The sequence below is a fragment of the Novosphingobium soli genome (assembly GCF_042432915.1).
Classification (GTDB): Bacteria; Pseudomonadota; Alphaproteobacteria; order Sphingomonadales; family Sphingomonadaceae; genus Novosphingobium; species Novosphingobium soli.
This window is the reverse complement of record NZ_JBHLWK010000007.1, coordinates 1-13,987: the sequence shown is the minus strand read 5'-3', so window position 1 is coordinate 13,987 and position 13,987 is coordinate 1. Positions and strand designations below refer to the sequence as shown.

General features: G+C 66.3%; 9 protein-coding genes. 3 read left to right on the top strand and 6 right to left on the bottom strand.

The genetic code is table 11. The annotated features are described in order from the left end of the window. Positions 1-121: 121 nt before the first annotated feature. From ACFFJC_RS04010 to ACFFJC_RS03995, 4 genes are read right to left on the bottom strand one after another with little or no spacing between them, the layout of a single operon-like run. On the bottom strand, positions 122-1,885 hold the full coding sequence (locus ACFFJC_RS04010; RefSeq protein ID WP_379486206.1) for a flavin-containing monooxygenase: 1,764 nt from the start codon (positions 1,883-1,885) through the stop codon (positions 122-124). After that, positions 1,882-3,975, bottom strand: coding sequence for a PQQ-dependent dehydrogenase, methanol/ethanol family (locus tag ACFFJC_RS04005; RefSeq protein WP_379486205.1), 2,094 nt, complete (start codon positions 3,973-3,975; stop codon positions 1,882-1,884). Before ACFFJC_RS04005 ends, ACFFJC_RS04010 begins: the two co-directional genes overlap by 4 nt. 41 nt (positions 3,976-4,016) lie before the next feature. Next, the gene (locus tag ACFFJC_RS04000; RefSeq protein ID WP_379486204.1) at positions 4,017-4,310 is read right to left on the bottom strand and encodes a putative quinol monooxygenase; all 294 of its coding nucleotides are present in this window, start codon (positions 4,308-4,310) and stop codon (positions 4,017-4,019) included. Further along, on the bottom strand, positions 4,310-6,652 hold the full coding sequence (locus tag ACFFJC_RS03995) for a TonB-dependent receptor (protein WP_379486203.1): 2,343 nt from the start codon (positions 6,650-6,652) through the stop codon (positions 4,310-4,312). Before ACFFJC_RS03995 ends, ACFFJC_RS04000 begins: the two co-directional genes overlap by 1 nt. A 281-nt stretch (positions 6,653-6,933) precedes the next feature. Between ACFFJC_RS03995 and ACFFJC_RS03990 the strand changes: the two genes are divergently transcribed. Continuing rightward, positions 6,934-7,134 carry a hypothetical protein gene (locus ACFFJC_RS03990; RefSeq protein ID WP_379486202.1) on the top strand — a complete coding sequence of 67 codons (201 nt, stop codon included), beginning with the start codon at positions 6,934-6,936 and terminating at the stop codon, positions 7,132-7,134. 225 nt (positions 7,135-7,359) lie between these two features. On the opposite strand, the gene ACFFJC_RS03985 is transcribed toward ACFFJC_RS03990, so the two are convergent. Continuing rightward, on the bottom strand, positions 7,360-8,922 hold the full coding sequence (locus ACFFJC_RS03985) for a transferrin-binding protein-like solute binding protein (RefSeq protein WP_379486201.1): 1,563 nt from the start codon (positions 8,920-8,922) through the stop codon (positions 7,360-7,362). A gap of 410 nt (positions 8,923-9,332) precedes the next feature. Here ACFFJC_RS03985 and ACFFJC_RS03980 point away from each other — a divergent pair, with 410 nt between their 5' ends. Continuing rightward, the gene (locus ACFFJC_RS03980) at positions 9,333-10,595 is read left to right on the top strand and encodes a surface lipoprotein assembly modifier (protein WP_379486200.1); all 1,263 of its coding nucleotides are present in this window, start codon (positions 9,333-9,335) and stop codon (positions 10,593-10,595) included. A 388-nt stretch (positions 10,596-10,983) separates the two neighbouring features. Continuing rightward, positions 10,984-13,227 (top strand): hypothetical protein, encoded by a 2,244-nt coding sequence (locus ACFFJC_RS03975; RefSeq protein WP_379486199.1) that lies wholly within the window; start codon positions 10,984-10,986, stop codon positions 13,225-13,227. A 488-nt stretch (positions 13,228-13,715) separates the two neighbouring features. On the opposite strand, the gene ACFFJC_RS03970 is transcribed toward ACFFJC_RS03975, so the two are convergent. Then, the coding region (locus tag ACFFJC_RS03970) for an Arm DNA-binding domain-containing protein (protein ID WP_379486198.1) at positions 13,716-13,987 on the bottom strand (272 nt) is incomplete at its 5' end.

Genomic DNA, 13,987 nt, shown 5'->3' with positions numbered 1-13,987 from the left:
CTCCCGCGACTGTCCGTTGTGCAGTCGGGCCATCTTCAGCAATGGGAGGCGACATATGTCAATCCAGACCGCATGGCGGCGAAGCCCATATCCGTGGCGGGCGTGGTCGCCAGCAGGCAGCCTATCCCAGTTCCAAGCCCGCCATGTCACCCGTCTGCCGCCAGCGGCGCAGCAGTTCGATATAGGCCATCGGCCCGGGGGCGTAGAAGTCGTTGAGCAAGGCGCGGCGCTCTCGGCGGCCTTCGTAGCTGTAGTATCCCGGGGTGCAGCTCTCCAGGAAGGCGCGGCGCCCCTTCGCGCCTTCGACAATCTCCTCGACCCAGGCCCTCTCCGCCTTCCGGCTGGGCTGTATGGTCGCTGCGCCCCGCTTTCGCGTCTCGGCGATGATATGGGCGATGGTCTGCGTCTGCTCGTCGGCGGTGTGGACGTAGTTCACCGCCGCGCCCGCCTGGGCGATCGCCATCATGAAGAAATTGGGAAAGCCGTGAGTCTGCATGCCGTGGAGCGTCAGCGGTCCGTCGGCCCAGCGGTCGGCGAGCGCGCCTTCCGGTCCGACGATGTCCAGTCCGGCCTCGGCGCAATAGTCGACGAGAAAGTCGAAGCCGGTGGCCAGGACCAGGCAATCGAGCGGGTATTCCACGCCGTCCACCACCGCCCCGGCGGAGGTGAAGCGCTCGACGCCTTTGCCCTTGGTATCGACCAGGATCACGTTCGGGCGGTTGAAGCTGGCGAGGTACTCGTCGTGGAAGCAAGGCCGCTTGCAGAAGTAGTGAAACCACGGCTTCAGCGCCTCCGCCGTGGCCGGGTCGACGACCTCGGCCGATACCCGCTGGCGGACGGCTTCGGCCTTGAGCAATTCGGCGCGGCGTAGCGCTTCCGGGTCGGCCACCGGCGCGCCGTTCTCCAGACGCGGCATGACACCGCGGATGATGTCCGTCCAGCTATCGCCCACGAGGTCGACCGGGGCATAGCCGCCGCCGGTCAGCGTGGTGAAATTGTCGCGCCGCTCGCGCGCCCATCCGGGTTGCCGGCCGGCAAAGCTCGCCGGATCGAGGGGACCGTTGTTTCGCACCTCGACCGAGGCCGGCGTGCGCTGGAAGACGAAGAGGTGCTGGGCCGAGGCGGCAAGGTGTGGGATCACCTGGACGCCGGTGGAGCCGGTGCCGACGATGCCCACGACCTTGTCCGCCAGGCCGGTCATGCCGCCCGTCTCATCGCCCCTAGTATAACCATAGTCCCAGCGGCTGGTGTGAAAGGCGTGGCCGGCGAAAGTCTCGATGCCGGGAATCCTGGGCAGTTTGGGATTGCTCAGCAGTCCGGTGCACGACACGACGAACCGCGCCGCGATCTGGTCCCCCCGATCGGTGCGGACGATCCAGCGGCTTCGGGAGGGGTCCCATTGCAGGTCGCGCGCTTCGGTCTGGAACAGCGCGGCGCGGCGCAGGTCGTAGCGCTCCGCGATCTTCCCGCAATAGCTGTGAATCTCGGACGCGCGCGGATAGCGCTCGGTCGGGATGTGGCCGAGCTCCTCCAGCATCGGCAGGTAGATCGTGGCTTCGACGTCGCATGCGGCCCCGGGATAGCGGTTCCAGTACCAGGTGCCACCGAAGTCGGCCCCCTTCTCCACCACCCGGATGCTGTCTATGCCGTCTTCGCGCAGACGCGCACCGGCGAGCAGACCGGCAAAGCCCCCGCCGATGATGAGGACCTCGCAATCCTCCTCCAGAGGATCTCGGGCGAAATCGGGATCCGCGTGGGGATCGCGCGCCAAGGCGGCAAAGCGTTCGGCTAGCGGCTCGTACTGCGCCATGCCGTCGCTGCGCAGGCGTCTTTCCCGCTCCTCGGCGTAGCGGCCTTCGAGAGCGTCGAAATCGAGGTCGCTCATCGGGCGGACACCTGCGGCTGCGGCGCGGCAAGCCGGGCGCGGTGCGAGACATAGGCGCGGATGTCTTCGATCTGCTGCTCGCTGAGCCACTTGCGGAAGCTGATCATGCCGCGCGGTTCGAGCGCGCCATCGACCAGAACCGCCCGCCAGGCATCGCGATTGGCGAGGGCGCCCGATCGGCGCAGGTCGGGCAACACACCGACCGAGGCCGCGCCCGAGCCATGGCAGCGATAGCATTGCTGGGTGTAGAGCAGCCGGCCCGCATTGATCTGCGCCGTGGTGAAGCTCTCGTTGGTGATCGTCAGCGGCGGCGCTTCGCCCGGATCGAAGGCGGGCAGCTTGTCGGTGCCGCCAAGCTTGAACACCAGTACGCGGCCATTGGGGCGTGCCTTGGGCTTTTCGGCACTTTCGCCCAGGCCGAAGCCTCCGCCATAGCCGGCCACCACCCCGACATATTGCACGCCGTCCAGCCGGTAGCTGATGGGGCCGGCGATGATGCCGTCCTGCGCGGCGAAGCTCCACAGCAGCTTGCCGTTGGCCGCGTCGCGCGCTTCGAACCGCCCTGCGCCGGTGCCCTCGAACACCAAGCCGCCAGCGGTCGCCAGCACGCCGCCGTTCTGCAGCGTGGGGTGCACGACCGACCAGACCTCGCGCTGCCTGACCGGATCCCAGGCCACCAGATGCCCCTCGACGCCCTCGCCACCCTTGCGCGCGACTTCCGGGTCGTCGGGCGCTTGCAAGTTGCGATCGTCGATCGCCTTGTTCCACAGGCCGGGGGTGAACTTGAAGTGGGGATCCCCGCCGTAGACCATTTTCGAATGGTAGACCGGCAAATAGACGAGCCCGGTCTTCGGGCTGAAGGCCATCGGATGCCAGCTGTGGCCACCCAGCGCGTTGGGGTACATCAGGAAAGCGGAGTCGTGATATCGCGCCTTGGGGTTCTCAATCGGCCGCCCGGTTTTCATGTCGACGCCGCTGGCCCAGTTCATCGGCACGAAGTTCTTCGCCGAGATCAGCTTTCCGGTGGTCCGGTCGATGACATAGAAGAAGCCGTTCTTCGGCGCCTGCATCAGCACCTTGCGCTCGACCCCGCCGATCTTCAGCGTCGCCAGGATGATCGGCTGCGACGCGGTGAAATCCCAGCTTTCGCCGGGCGTTTCCTGATAGTGCCACTTGTAAGCCCCGGTATCGGGATCGAGCGCTACGATCGACGACAGGAACAGGTTGTCGCCCTTGCCATCCGAACGCACCTGGTGGTTCCAGGGGCTGCCGTTCCCGACGCCAATATAGAGCTGCTTCAGCTCGGGATCGTAGACGATCGCGTCCCAGACAGTGCCGCCGCCGCCGTATTCGTGCCAACGACCCGACCAGGTGGGCAAGGCCTTCTCCTTCAGCACGGTGTCGGAGGCCGCGCCGTCAGGCTTGGCGCCTGGCGCGCCCGGCACGGTGTAGAACCGCCACGCCTGCCTGCCGCTCGCTGCGTCATAGGCCGTGACGTAGCCCCGGACGCCGTATTCTGCCCCGGCGTTGCCGATCACAACCTTGTCGCCGAACACGCGCGGCGCGCCGCTGATGGTGTAGGGCTTGGCCGGATCGGTGGTCTGCACCGACCAGACGACTTTGCCCGTCGCCGTGTCAAGCGCGATGAGGCGGCCGTCGAGCGCGCCCAGGAAGACCTTTCCGCCGGAAACCGCGACGCCGCGCGTGATCACGTCGCAGCAGGCATCGAAGCCTTTGCGGCCGGCGATCTCGGGATCGTAGCGCCACAGCTCCTTGCCGGTCTTCGCATCCAGCGCGTGGACCTTCGACCATGCCGCCGCGACATACATCACCCCGTCGACCACGATCGGGGTAGCTTCCTGTCCGCGATTGGAGTCGAGTTCGGCCGACCAGGTAAGGCCCAGCTTGCCGACATTTCCGACATTGATCTGATCGATGTCGGCGAAGCGCTGCTCGAGATCGGTGCCGCCGTGAACCGGCCACTCCGCGGATCCGCCGCCCGAAGCCGAACAGCCTGAGAGTAGAGTGGCGGCGAAGAGGGAAAAAAGAACATTGCGGGGCCGGATTGCGCTCTTCCGATTTGCTGACACGGTCATCTCCTCGCAAGGCCGCGAATGCGGCTCCGCAATGTTCAAGGCAGGGTATCGAATGACAGGACCTGGGGCGGTTCGGCCAGGAGGTCTCCCGCCAGCGCCAGGAATTCGAAGGTGTGGGGCTGCTCCATGTGCCGGGCGAAACCGGCATCGTCGCTCCACCGCTCATAGACCATGAACTGCGCCTCCTCTTCCGAGGAACGGTGCAGCTCGCAAGCCGTGCTGGCCGCTTCTTGCCGGGTGGCGGAAAGCAGCCGACGCAGTGTGGCCTCAAGGTCCGCGACCCGCTCGGGCTTGGCGCGCAGCAGGACGATCTTGGCGAGGTCCGCCATCAGAAGTCCACGCGCAGGGCGACGCCGTAAGTCCGCGGCTGACCAAATCCGGCGGATTCCACCGAGAAGTTCTGCGCACCGGCCGAACCGCCGGTGTAGTAGAGCTTGTCGGTCAGGTTTTTGACGAACAGGCTCCCTTTCACGCCGCTTTCGAACATGTTGCTCCAATCGAGCCGCATGTTGACCAGTGTATAGTCGGGCAGCTTGGTCCCGGGCTGGATCGTTCCGCCGAGATTGGAGAAGTAGAACGGCGACTGGTGATAGAGGTCGACGTGGTAGTTCAGTTCGCCCAGATCGCCCGCGAGCGGCAGGGCGGCGTCGGCCGAGATGGTCCCGGCGAATTTCGGCACGTCGCCGAAGGGACCGTAGAACACCGGGTTGCCGAACAGGCGGGATTCGTTCCTCGTGAACTTCGCGTCGGTGTAGGTCGCCGAACCGGCCAAGGTCAACCAGTCGGCCGGGCGTAGGCTGACATCGGCCTCGAAGCCGCGGATGCGGGTCTTGGGCACGTTGATCGTCGCGGACGAGGCCGTTCCGGCGATGACGACATAGGCGGTCTTCTGGATGTCTTTGATCCAGGCGTTGTACACCGCCAGGTTCGCGCGCAGCGGCATGTCGCCGGCGTGGCCTTCGAACTTCACGCCGGCCTCCACGTCGCGCACCCGCTCGGGCAGGAAGAAGTTGCCGCCCGGATCGTTGGCCGCGGTCAAGGGCGTGGGCGTCGGCGGGTTGAACGGGTTGAAGCCGCCGCGCCGCCACGACCCCCGCGACGACAGGTAGACCATCACGTCGGGCGTGACGTGGTAGTCCAGCGTGGCGGTCCAGCTCGGATCGCTTTGCTCCACACTCTGCCGCTGACCCGCGCCGAAAATCGACTGCGCGCCCTGGACAAGTGTGATCTTCTCCCAGGTATAGCGGCCGCCGAGCGTGAGGTTCAGCGCGTCGGTCAGCTTGTAGGTCGCCTGCGCGAAGACGGCGGTCGACTTGTTGCCGGTGGTGGCGTTGTAGGCGACCGAGGCGTTGATCGCACCCAGCCACAGCGGGGACAAATACTCTTCCTTGGCATGGATGTAGAAGGCGCCGAGCAGCCACGTCAGCCGTCCGTCCGCGGTCTTGCCCTGCAGCTGCAGCTCGTTCGAATAGGTCTTGGTGGCGCTTGTCTCCACCGGCAGATCGGCCCCGGTGAGTACCGCATCCGGCGCGTACTGCTGGATGAACGGGTAGGGCGAATAATCGGTGTCGTAATTGATCGCATTTTTGGAAAACGAAAAGCCGAACACGTTCTTGAGCGTGATGTCGTCGGTCAGGTCGAGCGAGGTCTTGTTGACGACCATTTCGCTGCGCGCGCGGTGATCGAAATCGGCGTTCTGGTTGACCACGTGGTCGCCCTGCGATCGCTGGAACTCCGGCAGGCTCTGGAACCCTCCGGCATAGACGAAGCCATTGGGATAGTTCCTGAAGATCCGGCCGGCCAAAAGGTCGGAGAAGAACGGCTGGTTGTTCGGCGAATAGGTGCAGGAATTGAAGCCGGAAGGATCGCCGCAGGGAATCGTGTAGAAGGCGGTGTTCGGGGCGTTGGTGCCCGTCGTGTTGCCGATCTGCAGCATCGTCACGTTGCTGATGCCGTCGGCAGGATTGAGGGCGAGGGTGATGCGGCCCGAGCGCTCGTTCTTGTCGCCCAGCATGGCATCGTCGTAGAGGTTGCGGACGAAGGCCCCGCCCGAGGTGAGCGTGCCCGCGAGGCGCAGCAGAACCTTGTCGTCACTGATCGGCAGGTTCAGCGCGCCGTCGGCGATCAGCCGATCGAAATTGCCGTATTGGATCGAGGCGTAGCCGCCGAAATCGCGCTCGGGTTCCTGGGTCTGGAAGAGCACCGCGCCGCCCGTGGAATTGCGGCCAAACAGCGTGCCCTGCGGGCCCTTTACCGCCTGCACGTTCTGCAGGTCGTAGAAGGGCGTCGAGGCGATCACCGGGAAAGGCACTTCGTTGATGTAGGGCTGGACGCCCGGGGGCGAGCCGGAATAGGCATCGACCGATTCGCCCCGGATCACGTAGTTGAGCTGATTGTTGTTGTTGCCCGACCGGACGATGAGGCCGGGAATCGCCGTCTGCAGATCAGCCTCCGTATGGACCCCGCGGGCTTGGAGCGCGCTCGCGCTGAGCGCGGAGACGGCCACGGGCACGTCTTGGACACTCTCGGTGCGGCGGCGGGCAGTGACGAGGATCTCTTCGAGCCCTCCGCTCGCTTGCTCGCCCCCCTCCGGCGCCGCCTGAGCCCAAGCGGGCGTCGAAAAGACCGTCGCGAGTGCGGCCGTGGCGCTCAACAAATTGCGATACGACATGTCACTTCCCCTCCTGTGGATGACGTCCGGCGGTCGCCGCGCGCATTGCATGCGCGTCAATCGGGACCGAAGGCGTATCCTTCTTGTTTGGCGCCTTTTGCATATCATCGGCGAGGGCCCGCAACTGCCGCACCGTGCAATTCGCGCCAAAACTGGCGCAAGACGCGCCCCGAGGCGGTGCGGGAATTGAAATCAGGTGATTTCCCGGACAGTAGAGCGAAAAATGATCCGCATCGCCGCCGCAGATGCGACCGTGCCAAGCGGAAGATGACCTAGCCCGCTTGACGCTGTCTCAATTCCTCATCGAGGGAGGATGCCGCGGCAGCAGTGCCTGTTTTCGCGGCGTGCCGTTGCCCTATGGCTGGATTGACTTGCCCGAGACGCTCGACATGACGTTCATGACCTATGCCGGGATGGTCGAAGAACTTGGGCGCGAGATCGCCGGCGGCACAACGCCTGGGCCATCCCGCTCCACGGGCTGACCGCTGGGGAGCGGGCGGCGACATCGCTCACCGGTGAAAAGGAGCGGCACAGCCTGCTGCACGAGTTCGTCGACGGCCCGGTCACGTGGCACTGATCCCGCCCTCCGTGCTCCGCTCCCGCGTCAGTGTTGCCACTGCCCATCGCCGGAAGCCGTCTGCGGTGGCGCCATGACGGGACGGTCGGAAGTCCGTGCAATCACTCCGATGCCAAGATCATCCGCGCAGTCATCGACGCTTGGTGACGATGGCGCCCTGGATTCCGACGCCGGCCGGCGCATTGACGTAGAACGTGCCCGCAACTTCCTGCGCGTCGGCTCCGAAGAACTGCGCATTCACGCTGCCCACGCTTGCCCCGCCCCGTGATACGACTCCCGCCAGGCTGGAATCCCGCACAGCCAGTGTCCCCGCCATTTCGAAGCTGCCGAAGTCGGTCCGGCCACCCGAAGCGCGATCGGTTCCCGCCAGCGCCAGCGCGCCGCCGAACGTCTGCGCACCGAAGTCGACATCGAAGCTCGATGTTCCCTTCACATCGTAACGCGCCGACGCGCCAGTGCCTGTGCCGTAGGCCAAGCCCTCGTAGCGGGCTTTGCCGGTGCGCGCGGCGAGGAAGTTGCCGCCGGTGGCAAAGCCATAAGTGAAATAGAAGTCCTGCGTCGAACCTGCCCGCGTTCCGGCCCAGTGCCCGAACGACGCATAAGTCAGCGCCAACTCGCTGTTCGCACTCCCGGGCTTGTAGAGTTCCAGCAGCACCTGCTGAGGACCGTAGCCATTGTCTCCGGTCTTGGCGTAGGCAGTGAAATTGGCGTCCTTGCTCACGACCTTTTCGTTGATGGTGAACCGTCCGCCGACCATGTCCGACGAGTATGGGGCGTAGTCGAAGGTCTCCGAATTGAGCCATGTGATGCTGCCGCCGCCGCTGCTGCCGCTGCGCGCATAGAAATACTGTCCCGAAGTCAGAGTTGTCAGCGTCTGGCCATCCGGGGTCAGAGTCGCATCGCGTGATCCGACGAGCGAACCCACCGCGGCCATGCCTGCGGCGTTGGACGTCTGGAACGTCGCGCCCAGTTCTTCACCATTGGGTCCATACAGGCGCCCGGCAATCGTTCCCGAGGCCTGGCCGTAACTGCTGCCGTAGACGGCGTTCCCGGCGAACGTCCCCCCGTCCGATGACAGGCTTCCTCCGGCGCGCAGTTCAATCCCGCCCCCGGACACACCCTTGTCGGTGACCAGCCCGTCCTCGGTCGCATAGGTTTGAGTCGTGAAAATCCCTTGCGCGAAGTCGACGCTCAGCTTGCCGCTGCCCTGGAACGACATCGGCTCTTCTCCGGGCATCGTCACGAGCCCGAACATGTCGATCCCGTAAGCAGCGGCACCCGTTCGCGGAACCATCGCCGAGGCCGTAGGCAGCCCATACGTGAACGACGTGAACTCCGTGGACTGTCGACCTTCGATCACGGTGCTGCTCTGCCATGATCCCATCGCAACGTAGCGTTTGGCCGCCGTGCCGGTATACGGCTGCTTCACCAGGATCAGCGTTTCACTGCGCGAACCGTCGGTGCGCCGGTACATGGTGTCGTAGGCGTCCTGGCTGCTGACGTCGGACGCGCTGAACGACTGGTTTCGTCCGTCGGAGCTTACGCTGTATGAGCCGGATCCTGCATCGTAGCGGATCGACAGGGCGCTGCTCTTGCTGGTGCCCTCGATCGCCGTTCCGGTCGGGAGATCCCATGTGCCCTTGAGCGTGGCGGCATCGTTGATGAACGACTGGCTGACCTTGAGGTCGGTCATGGTCGTATTGGCGCTGGGCGACGGCGTGGGAGCTGGGGAGGGAGCCGGTGAAGGCGTCGGTGCCGGCGTGCTGGCGACATCACCAGAGCCCCCGCCGCAGCCGGACAGCCACAGAACTGCGGCAGCGCTTGCCGCCAAGTAACCAATTTTCATGCATGCCCCACGCAATAATCGCATCAGGCTCATGGCCGGGGTGCCCTCGAAAGGTCAAGTCCGGTCACGGCGTTGGTGTTAAATTATTGAAATGAACAAATTGAGGCTCATCTTGATTGTGAACCCCTGGACAGCCGTTCGGCGACTGCGGTAAGCCGCCCGTCAAACGGGGGTGTACCATTTCAATTCGCCGACTGCTGGTCGCGACGATGCTGGCAGGCATCGCGACCGGCGCGGGCGCGCAAGACCGGGGTGTCTTGCCTGCGCCTGCTTCCGAGCCAAACCATCTCTCGGCTGCGCAGGTCTTCGCGCTGGCCGGGCAGGCGCGTGACCGAGGTGATTTTGCCACTGCCGAAATCGCCTATCGCGCGCTGACGAACGATGTCGATCTCGAGATCCGCACCGAGGCGCGCTTTCGCCTGGGCCTGATGCTGGCCGACGACCTCAAGCGCTACGGCGATGCGGCACTCGAGTTCCGCCGCATTCTCGACGACAAGCCCGGCGCCGCGCGCGTTCGTCTGGAGCTGGCGCGGATGCACGCTATGCTCGGCAATATGGCTGGCGCCCGCAAGGAACTTCGCGCGGCACAGGCCGCGGGGCTCCCCGGGGCGGTGGAGCAGCTGGTGCGTTTCTATTCGCGCGCGCTCAATGCCCGCAAGCCACTGGGCGGTTCGATCGAAGTCGCGCTGGCGCCGGACAGCAATATAAATCGCGCCACCCGTTCGGATACGCTGGGCACGGTGATCGGCGACTTCTCGCTCGATGACGATGCCCGCGCCAAGTCGGGCGTCGGCCTCGACCTGCAGGGGCAGGGCTACTTTCGCCTGGGCATAGAGCCCGGGGCCGACCTGCTGGTGCGCGCATCGAGCGACGCCACGCTCTACCGCGAGGCGGACTTCAACGACGTCACCGTGGCGCTCCAGGCGGGGCCCCAATACACCTGGGGCGGCAACCAGCTGACGTTCTCTGCCGGCCCGTCGCGGCGGTGGTACGGAGGGCGCCTGTTCAGCGCCACAATCGCGGGCGGGGTGAGCTGGCAGCGGCCGGTCGGCAGGCGTGGCCAGGTGCGCCTCGACGGCAACATCGCTCACGTATCCAATCGGCGCAACGCGCTGCAGACCGCGGATGATTTCACGCTGTCGGCCAGTTTCGACCGCTCCTTCAGCGCGCGTTTCGGCGGTGGCATCCAGGTGTTCGGCTTCCGCGAGGCAGCGCGCGACCCGGGCTATTCGCTGGCGACGGGTGGAACCTCCGCTTACCTTTTCCGCGAAGTGGGCCGCACGACACTGGTCGGCACGTTGGTCTACAGCCATCTCGAGGCAGACGCGCGACTGTTCCTCTATCCGCGCCGCAGGATCGAGGACCGCTTCAGCGCCAGCGCGGCCGCCACCTTGCGCACCTTTACCGTGGCCGGCTTTGCGCCGCTGGTTCGGCTGCGCTGGGAGCGCAACCGCTCGTCGATCGCGATCTACGACTACCGCCGCCTCGCCGCCGAGTTCGGCGTGACGAGCGCATTTTGAGGACAGGCATTTCAACCTCTCCGCCAGGCCGGGGGGCACGGCGGGAAGACGGGGGCAAGACGATGAACAAGACCACGTGGATCCTGCGCAGCTCGGGCCTCGCGCTCGCCCTCGTGCTGGGCGGTTGCGGTGGCGGCGGCGGCGGTAGCGTGAGCAGCACGCCCGCACCGGCCCCGAGCCCGTCACCCAGTCCGACTCCGACGCCCGGCCCGACCCCGACGCCCAGCCCGGCGCCCAGTCCGACCCCGGCGCCCAGTCCGACGCCCAGCCCGACGCCGACGCCGACCCACCGCCGGCGGCAAACGTCGACCTGTTCTCGCCGCTGGTCAGCGTAACCTTCACCAGCAACTCGGCGACCGGCAGCGCCTCGTTCCCCAGGTCGGGCGCCATGCCCACGATCAGCGGCGCGCAGTCGGGCGCCACGATCGCCTACAATGCCGCCAACCAGAGCTACACGATTACCGTGGGCGGCGGCAGCCAGACCTTCGCGCCCGCCAACAGCGACGCGGCGCAGTCAACGGCGCAGGTCACCGTCTACGTCAAGAAGAACGGGTCGACGACCGACTCGCTGACGCTGACCAAGCCCGGAACCTCGGGCTATTTCACCTACCGTTACGTAGGCTCGGCGTTCTGGCAGCGGACCGTCGACGGCAGCTCGACCATCAGCGGCAGCTTCGATGCCATCGCGTACGGCGTCGAGACCTCCGATGCCGCGGTGCCGCGCACCGGCCGCGCGGACTATGCCGTTGCGCTGCTGGGCGTTGAGACGACCCCGTCCGATGTCTTCGCGATCACGGGGACCGGCATCACCCAGGTCGATTTCGCCAGCGGTTCGTTGATCACCCACGGCACCGCCGAGGGGGTCTACAGCACCGCCAGCTTCTCGAGCGAGGCGCGACTGTCGGGCACCACCAACACGTTTTCGGGCGATTTCCGCTTCGTGGACTTCCGGTGGTTCAACGGTACGCTTTCAGGGCGCCTCTACGGCCCTGCGGGAGAGGAGCTGGGCGCGACCGTTGCCGCTACCGACAGCAGCGGCATGGCGATGGTCGGTGCGATCACCGGCCGCCAGCAGGCGCTCGGCCCCGAGAACACCTCGATGAAGGCGCTGACCAGCAACGCATTCTTCAGCAACGATTCCGCGCTTCTGAATGTGACGCTGCAGGGGTCATCAGGCACCAACAACGCCGCTCAGACGTTCTCTTCGGGCTCGGCCGCGCGCGGCTCGCTCGTGCTGAACTACGACGCCGAGCTACACGCCTATACCGCGATCGCGCCGGACCGCTCGAAGTTCTTTGATCCCTCCAACCCGGCCTGGGGCGACAGCTTCATCGATACCACCAGGGTCAGCGACCTTCGCGACTCTCCTTATGCCACCTTCACCGGGCTGACCTATGTGAAGACCGGGCGCTGGGAGACCGAGACGGGCACGGAAAGCGGCACCGCCTATCGCCTGCAGGACGTCGCCTATGGCCTCGCCACCGGCGCTGACGCGCTGCCGCGCACCGGCGGCGCCAGCTTCGCGATCGGGATCAACGGCACCGCAGCCGACGCCGATTTCGTGAACCTGGCCGCGATCGCCGGCTTCGGCTACCTCACCGCCGATTTCGCCGCCGGCACGCTCGATGCCAGCGGGCAGATGCTGTTCACGGAGGACTACTACATGTCGGGCCGCGCGGCGAAGAAGCTGGGCGGCCGCTTCGCGATGAACGGCACGATCTCGAGCAGCGCCAACCAGTTTGCCGGATCGCTCAGCTTCGATGGCCTCGGGACCTATGCGGGCAGCTTCAACGGCCGGTTCTATGGGCCCGGCGCGGCAGAGCTCGGCGGCACCTTCACCGCGTCGGACGGCAGCGGCGGCTTTGCCAGCGGCGCGTTCACCGGCGGGCGCGACAGCTCGGCGCAGCCCGACGTCGGGCTGGCATCGCTTACCGCGGCGACCGGCCTGACCGTCACCGCCGTCGCTCCCGATGCCTCGCTCGCCGACGTGACGGGCGTCTCCTACGACCCCGCTATCGGGGGCTACCGCGTCAGCTTCAATGACAGCCACCTGTCGGGTGCGCCGACCTATACCGCGCTGCTCGGCACCGCCACGCGCGATGCCGTCGCCTCGAATGCCGGCGCCGACGTCTATCGCACGACAGTGAACGACCTCGACGTGACCGCCACCGTCAACCGGCCCAACGCCGACAACCCGGGGCTGGTGCTCACTTATTCGAGCTTCGCCACGATCCGCGCCCCGGAGCCGGCCAGCCCGTACAACACCGATCCGCGCAACGGCCGCTACGACCTCAGCTTCGGCATCGCCACCAGCAAGCAGCAGATGCCGCTGTGGGGCAGCGCGACCTTCACCGGCATAGCGCAGGGCACCGGCAAGGTGAAGACCAACGCCTATGGCCGCGGCTCGGTGCCGAGCACTACCAGCTACTACGACGTCACCGGCACCTCGACGATCACCGCCAGCGGCAGCATCAGCCTCAACAGCTTCCTTGCCGGCTTCAACGGCAATTCGATTGGCGGCACGTTCTACGGCCCTGCCGCGCAGGAAGTGGGCGGCCGCTTCGCCACCTCCCAGAGCGATGCGAGCGACACGCTGATTGAACTGAACGGGATCTTCGCCGCCAAGCGTTGACGCGCGCGTCCCGGTCGGCCTGGCGGTGGGGAGCGATTCCATCGCCCGGGCCGCCCGGAAGTGCCCGGCGCGAGCGGGCTCAGCGGGGTGGCCTGATCCCGCAGGCGATCTGCGCGCACAAGTTGCGTAAGGCCCCGTCGGGCACGTCCTTCAGCGCGGCGGCGGGCCTTCCTTCGCGCAGGCGCCGGCAGTCTTCCTCGGCGGGTTGACCACGCGCACGCGCACCGGCGCGCGTACGGGACATAGCGCCTGCCGCGTATCGATTAGACTGGCCCCACCGAGACCGGTACGTCGCTGACCGGCCGGTCGCCGCTGGCAGCCCCGCATCCAGCCCGCACCGCGGCGCCGGTCGCCGCGCAAGCCGCACCCGTGCGGCGGCGGCGACTCGTTTCGTGGCCATCCTAACGCTTGTCACGGGCCGCAGGCGCGATGACAGCCCCCGCAAGGCGTCTTCGTGTGGTCCCAGCAGACCCGTCGCCATGCCGGCGTCACGCCCCGCAAGCGCGTTTGAAGCCTGTCAGCCACGCCAACGCATCGCGAACGACGCCGCCCCTTGGCGGAAGAGCGCACAGGCTGCGAGCCTCGTCCCGTTGGCGCCTTGCCTCGGCAAGGCCAACAGCCGGGTAGACGCCAACGGCGAGAGCCTTCTCCTTGCCAAAGATGTGGCAATTCACTCGCCACAGCTTGCCGCCCGAAGGCTTCATCGAAAGAAAAGGCCCCTGTGATGAGGTGGACGGCCCCCACCCAAACGGCATCGAGT

Excerpts from the sequence above, each read along its gene's own strand:
- ACFFJC_RS04000 (WP_379486204.1), bottom strand. The coding sequence starts at position 4,310 with ATGGCGGACCTCGCCAAGATCGTCCTGCTGCGCGCCAAGCCCGAGCGG.
- ACFFJC_RS04010 (WP_379486206.1), bottom strand. The coding sequence starts at position 1,885 with ATGAGCGACCTCGATTTCGACGCTCTCGAAGGCCGCTACGCCGAGGAG.
- ACFFJC_RS03985 (WP_379486201.1), bottom strand. The coding sequence starts at position 8,922 with ATGACCGACCTCAAGGTCAGCCAGTCGTTCATCAACGATGCCGCCACG.
- ACFFJC_RS03975 (WP_379486199.1), top strand. The coding sequence starts at position 10,984 with ATGCCCACGATCAGCGGCGCGCAGTCGGGCGCCACGATCGCCTACAAT.
- ACFFJC_RS03995 (WP_379486203.1), bottom strand. The coding sequence starts at position 6,652 with ATGTCGTATCGCAATTTGTTGAGCGCCACGGCCGCACTCGCGACGGTC.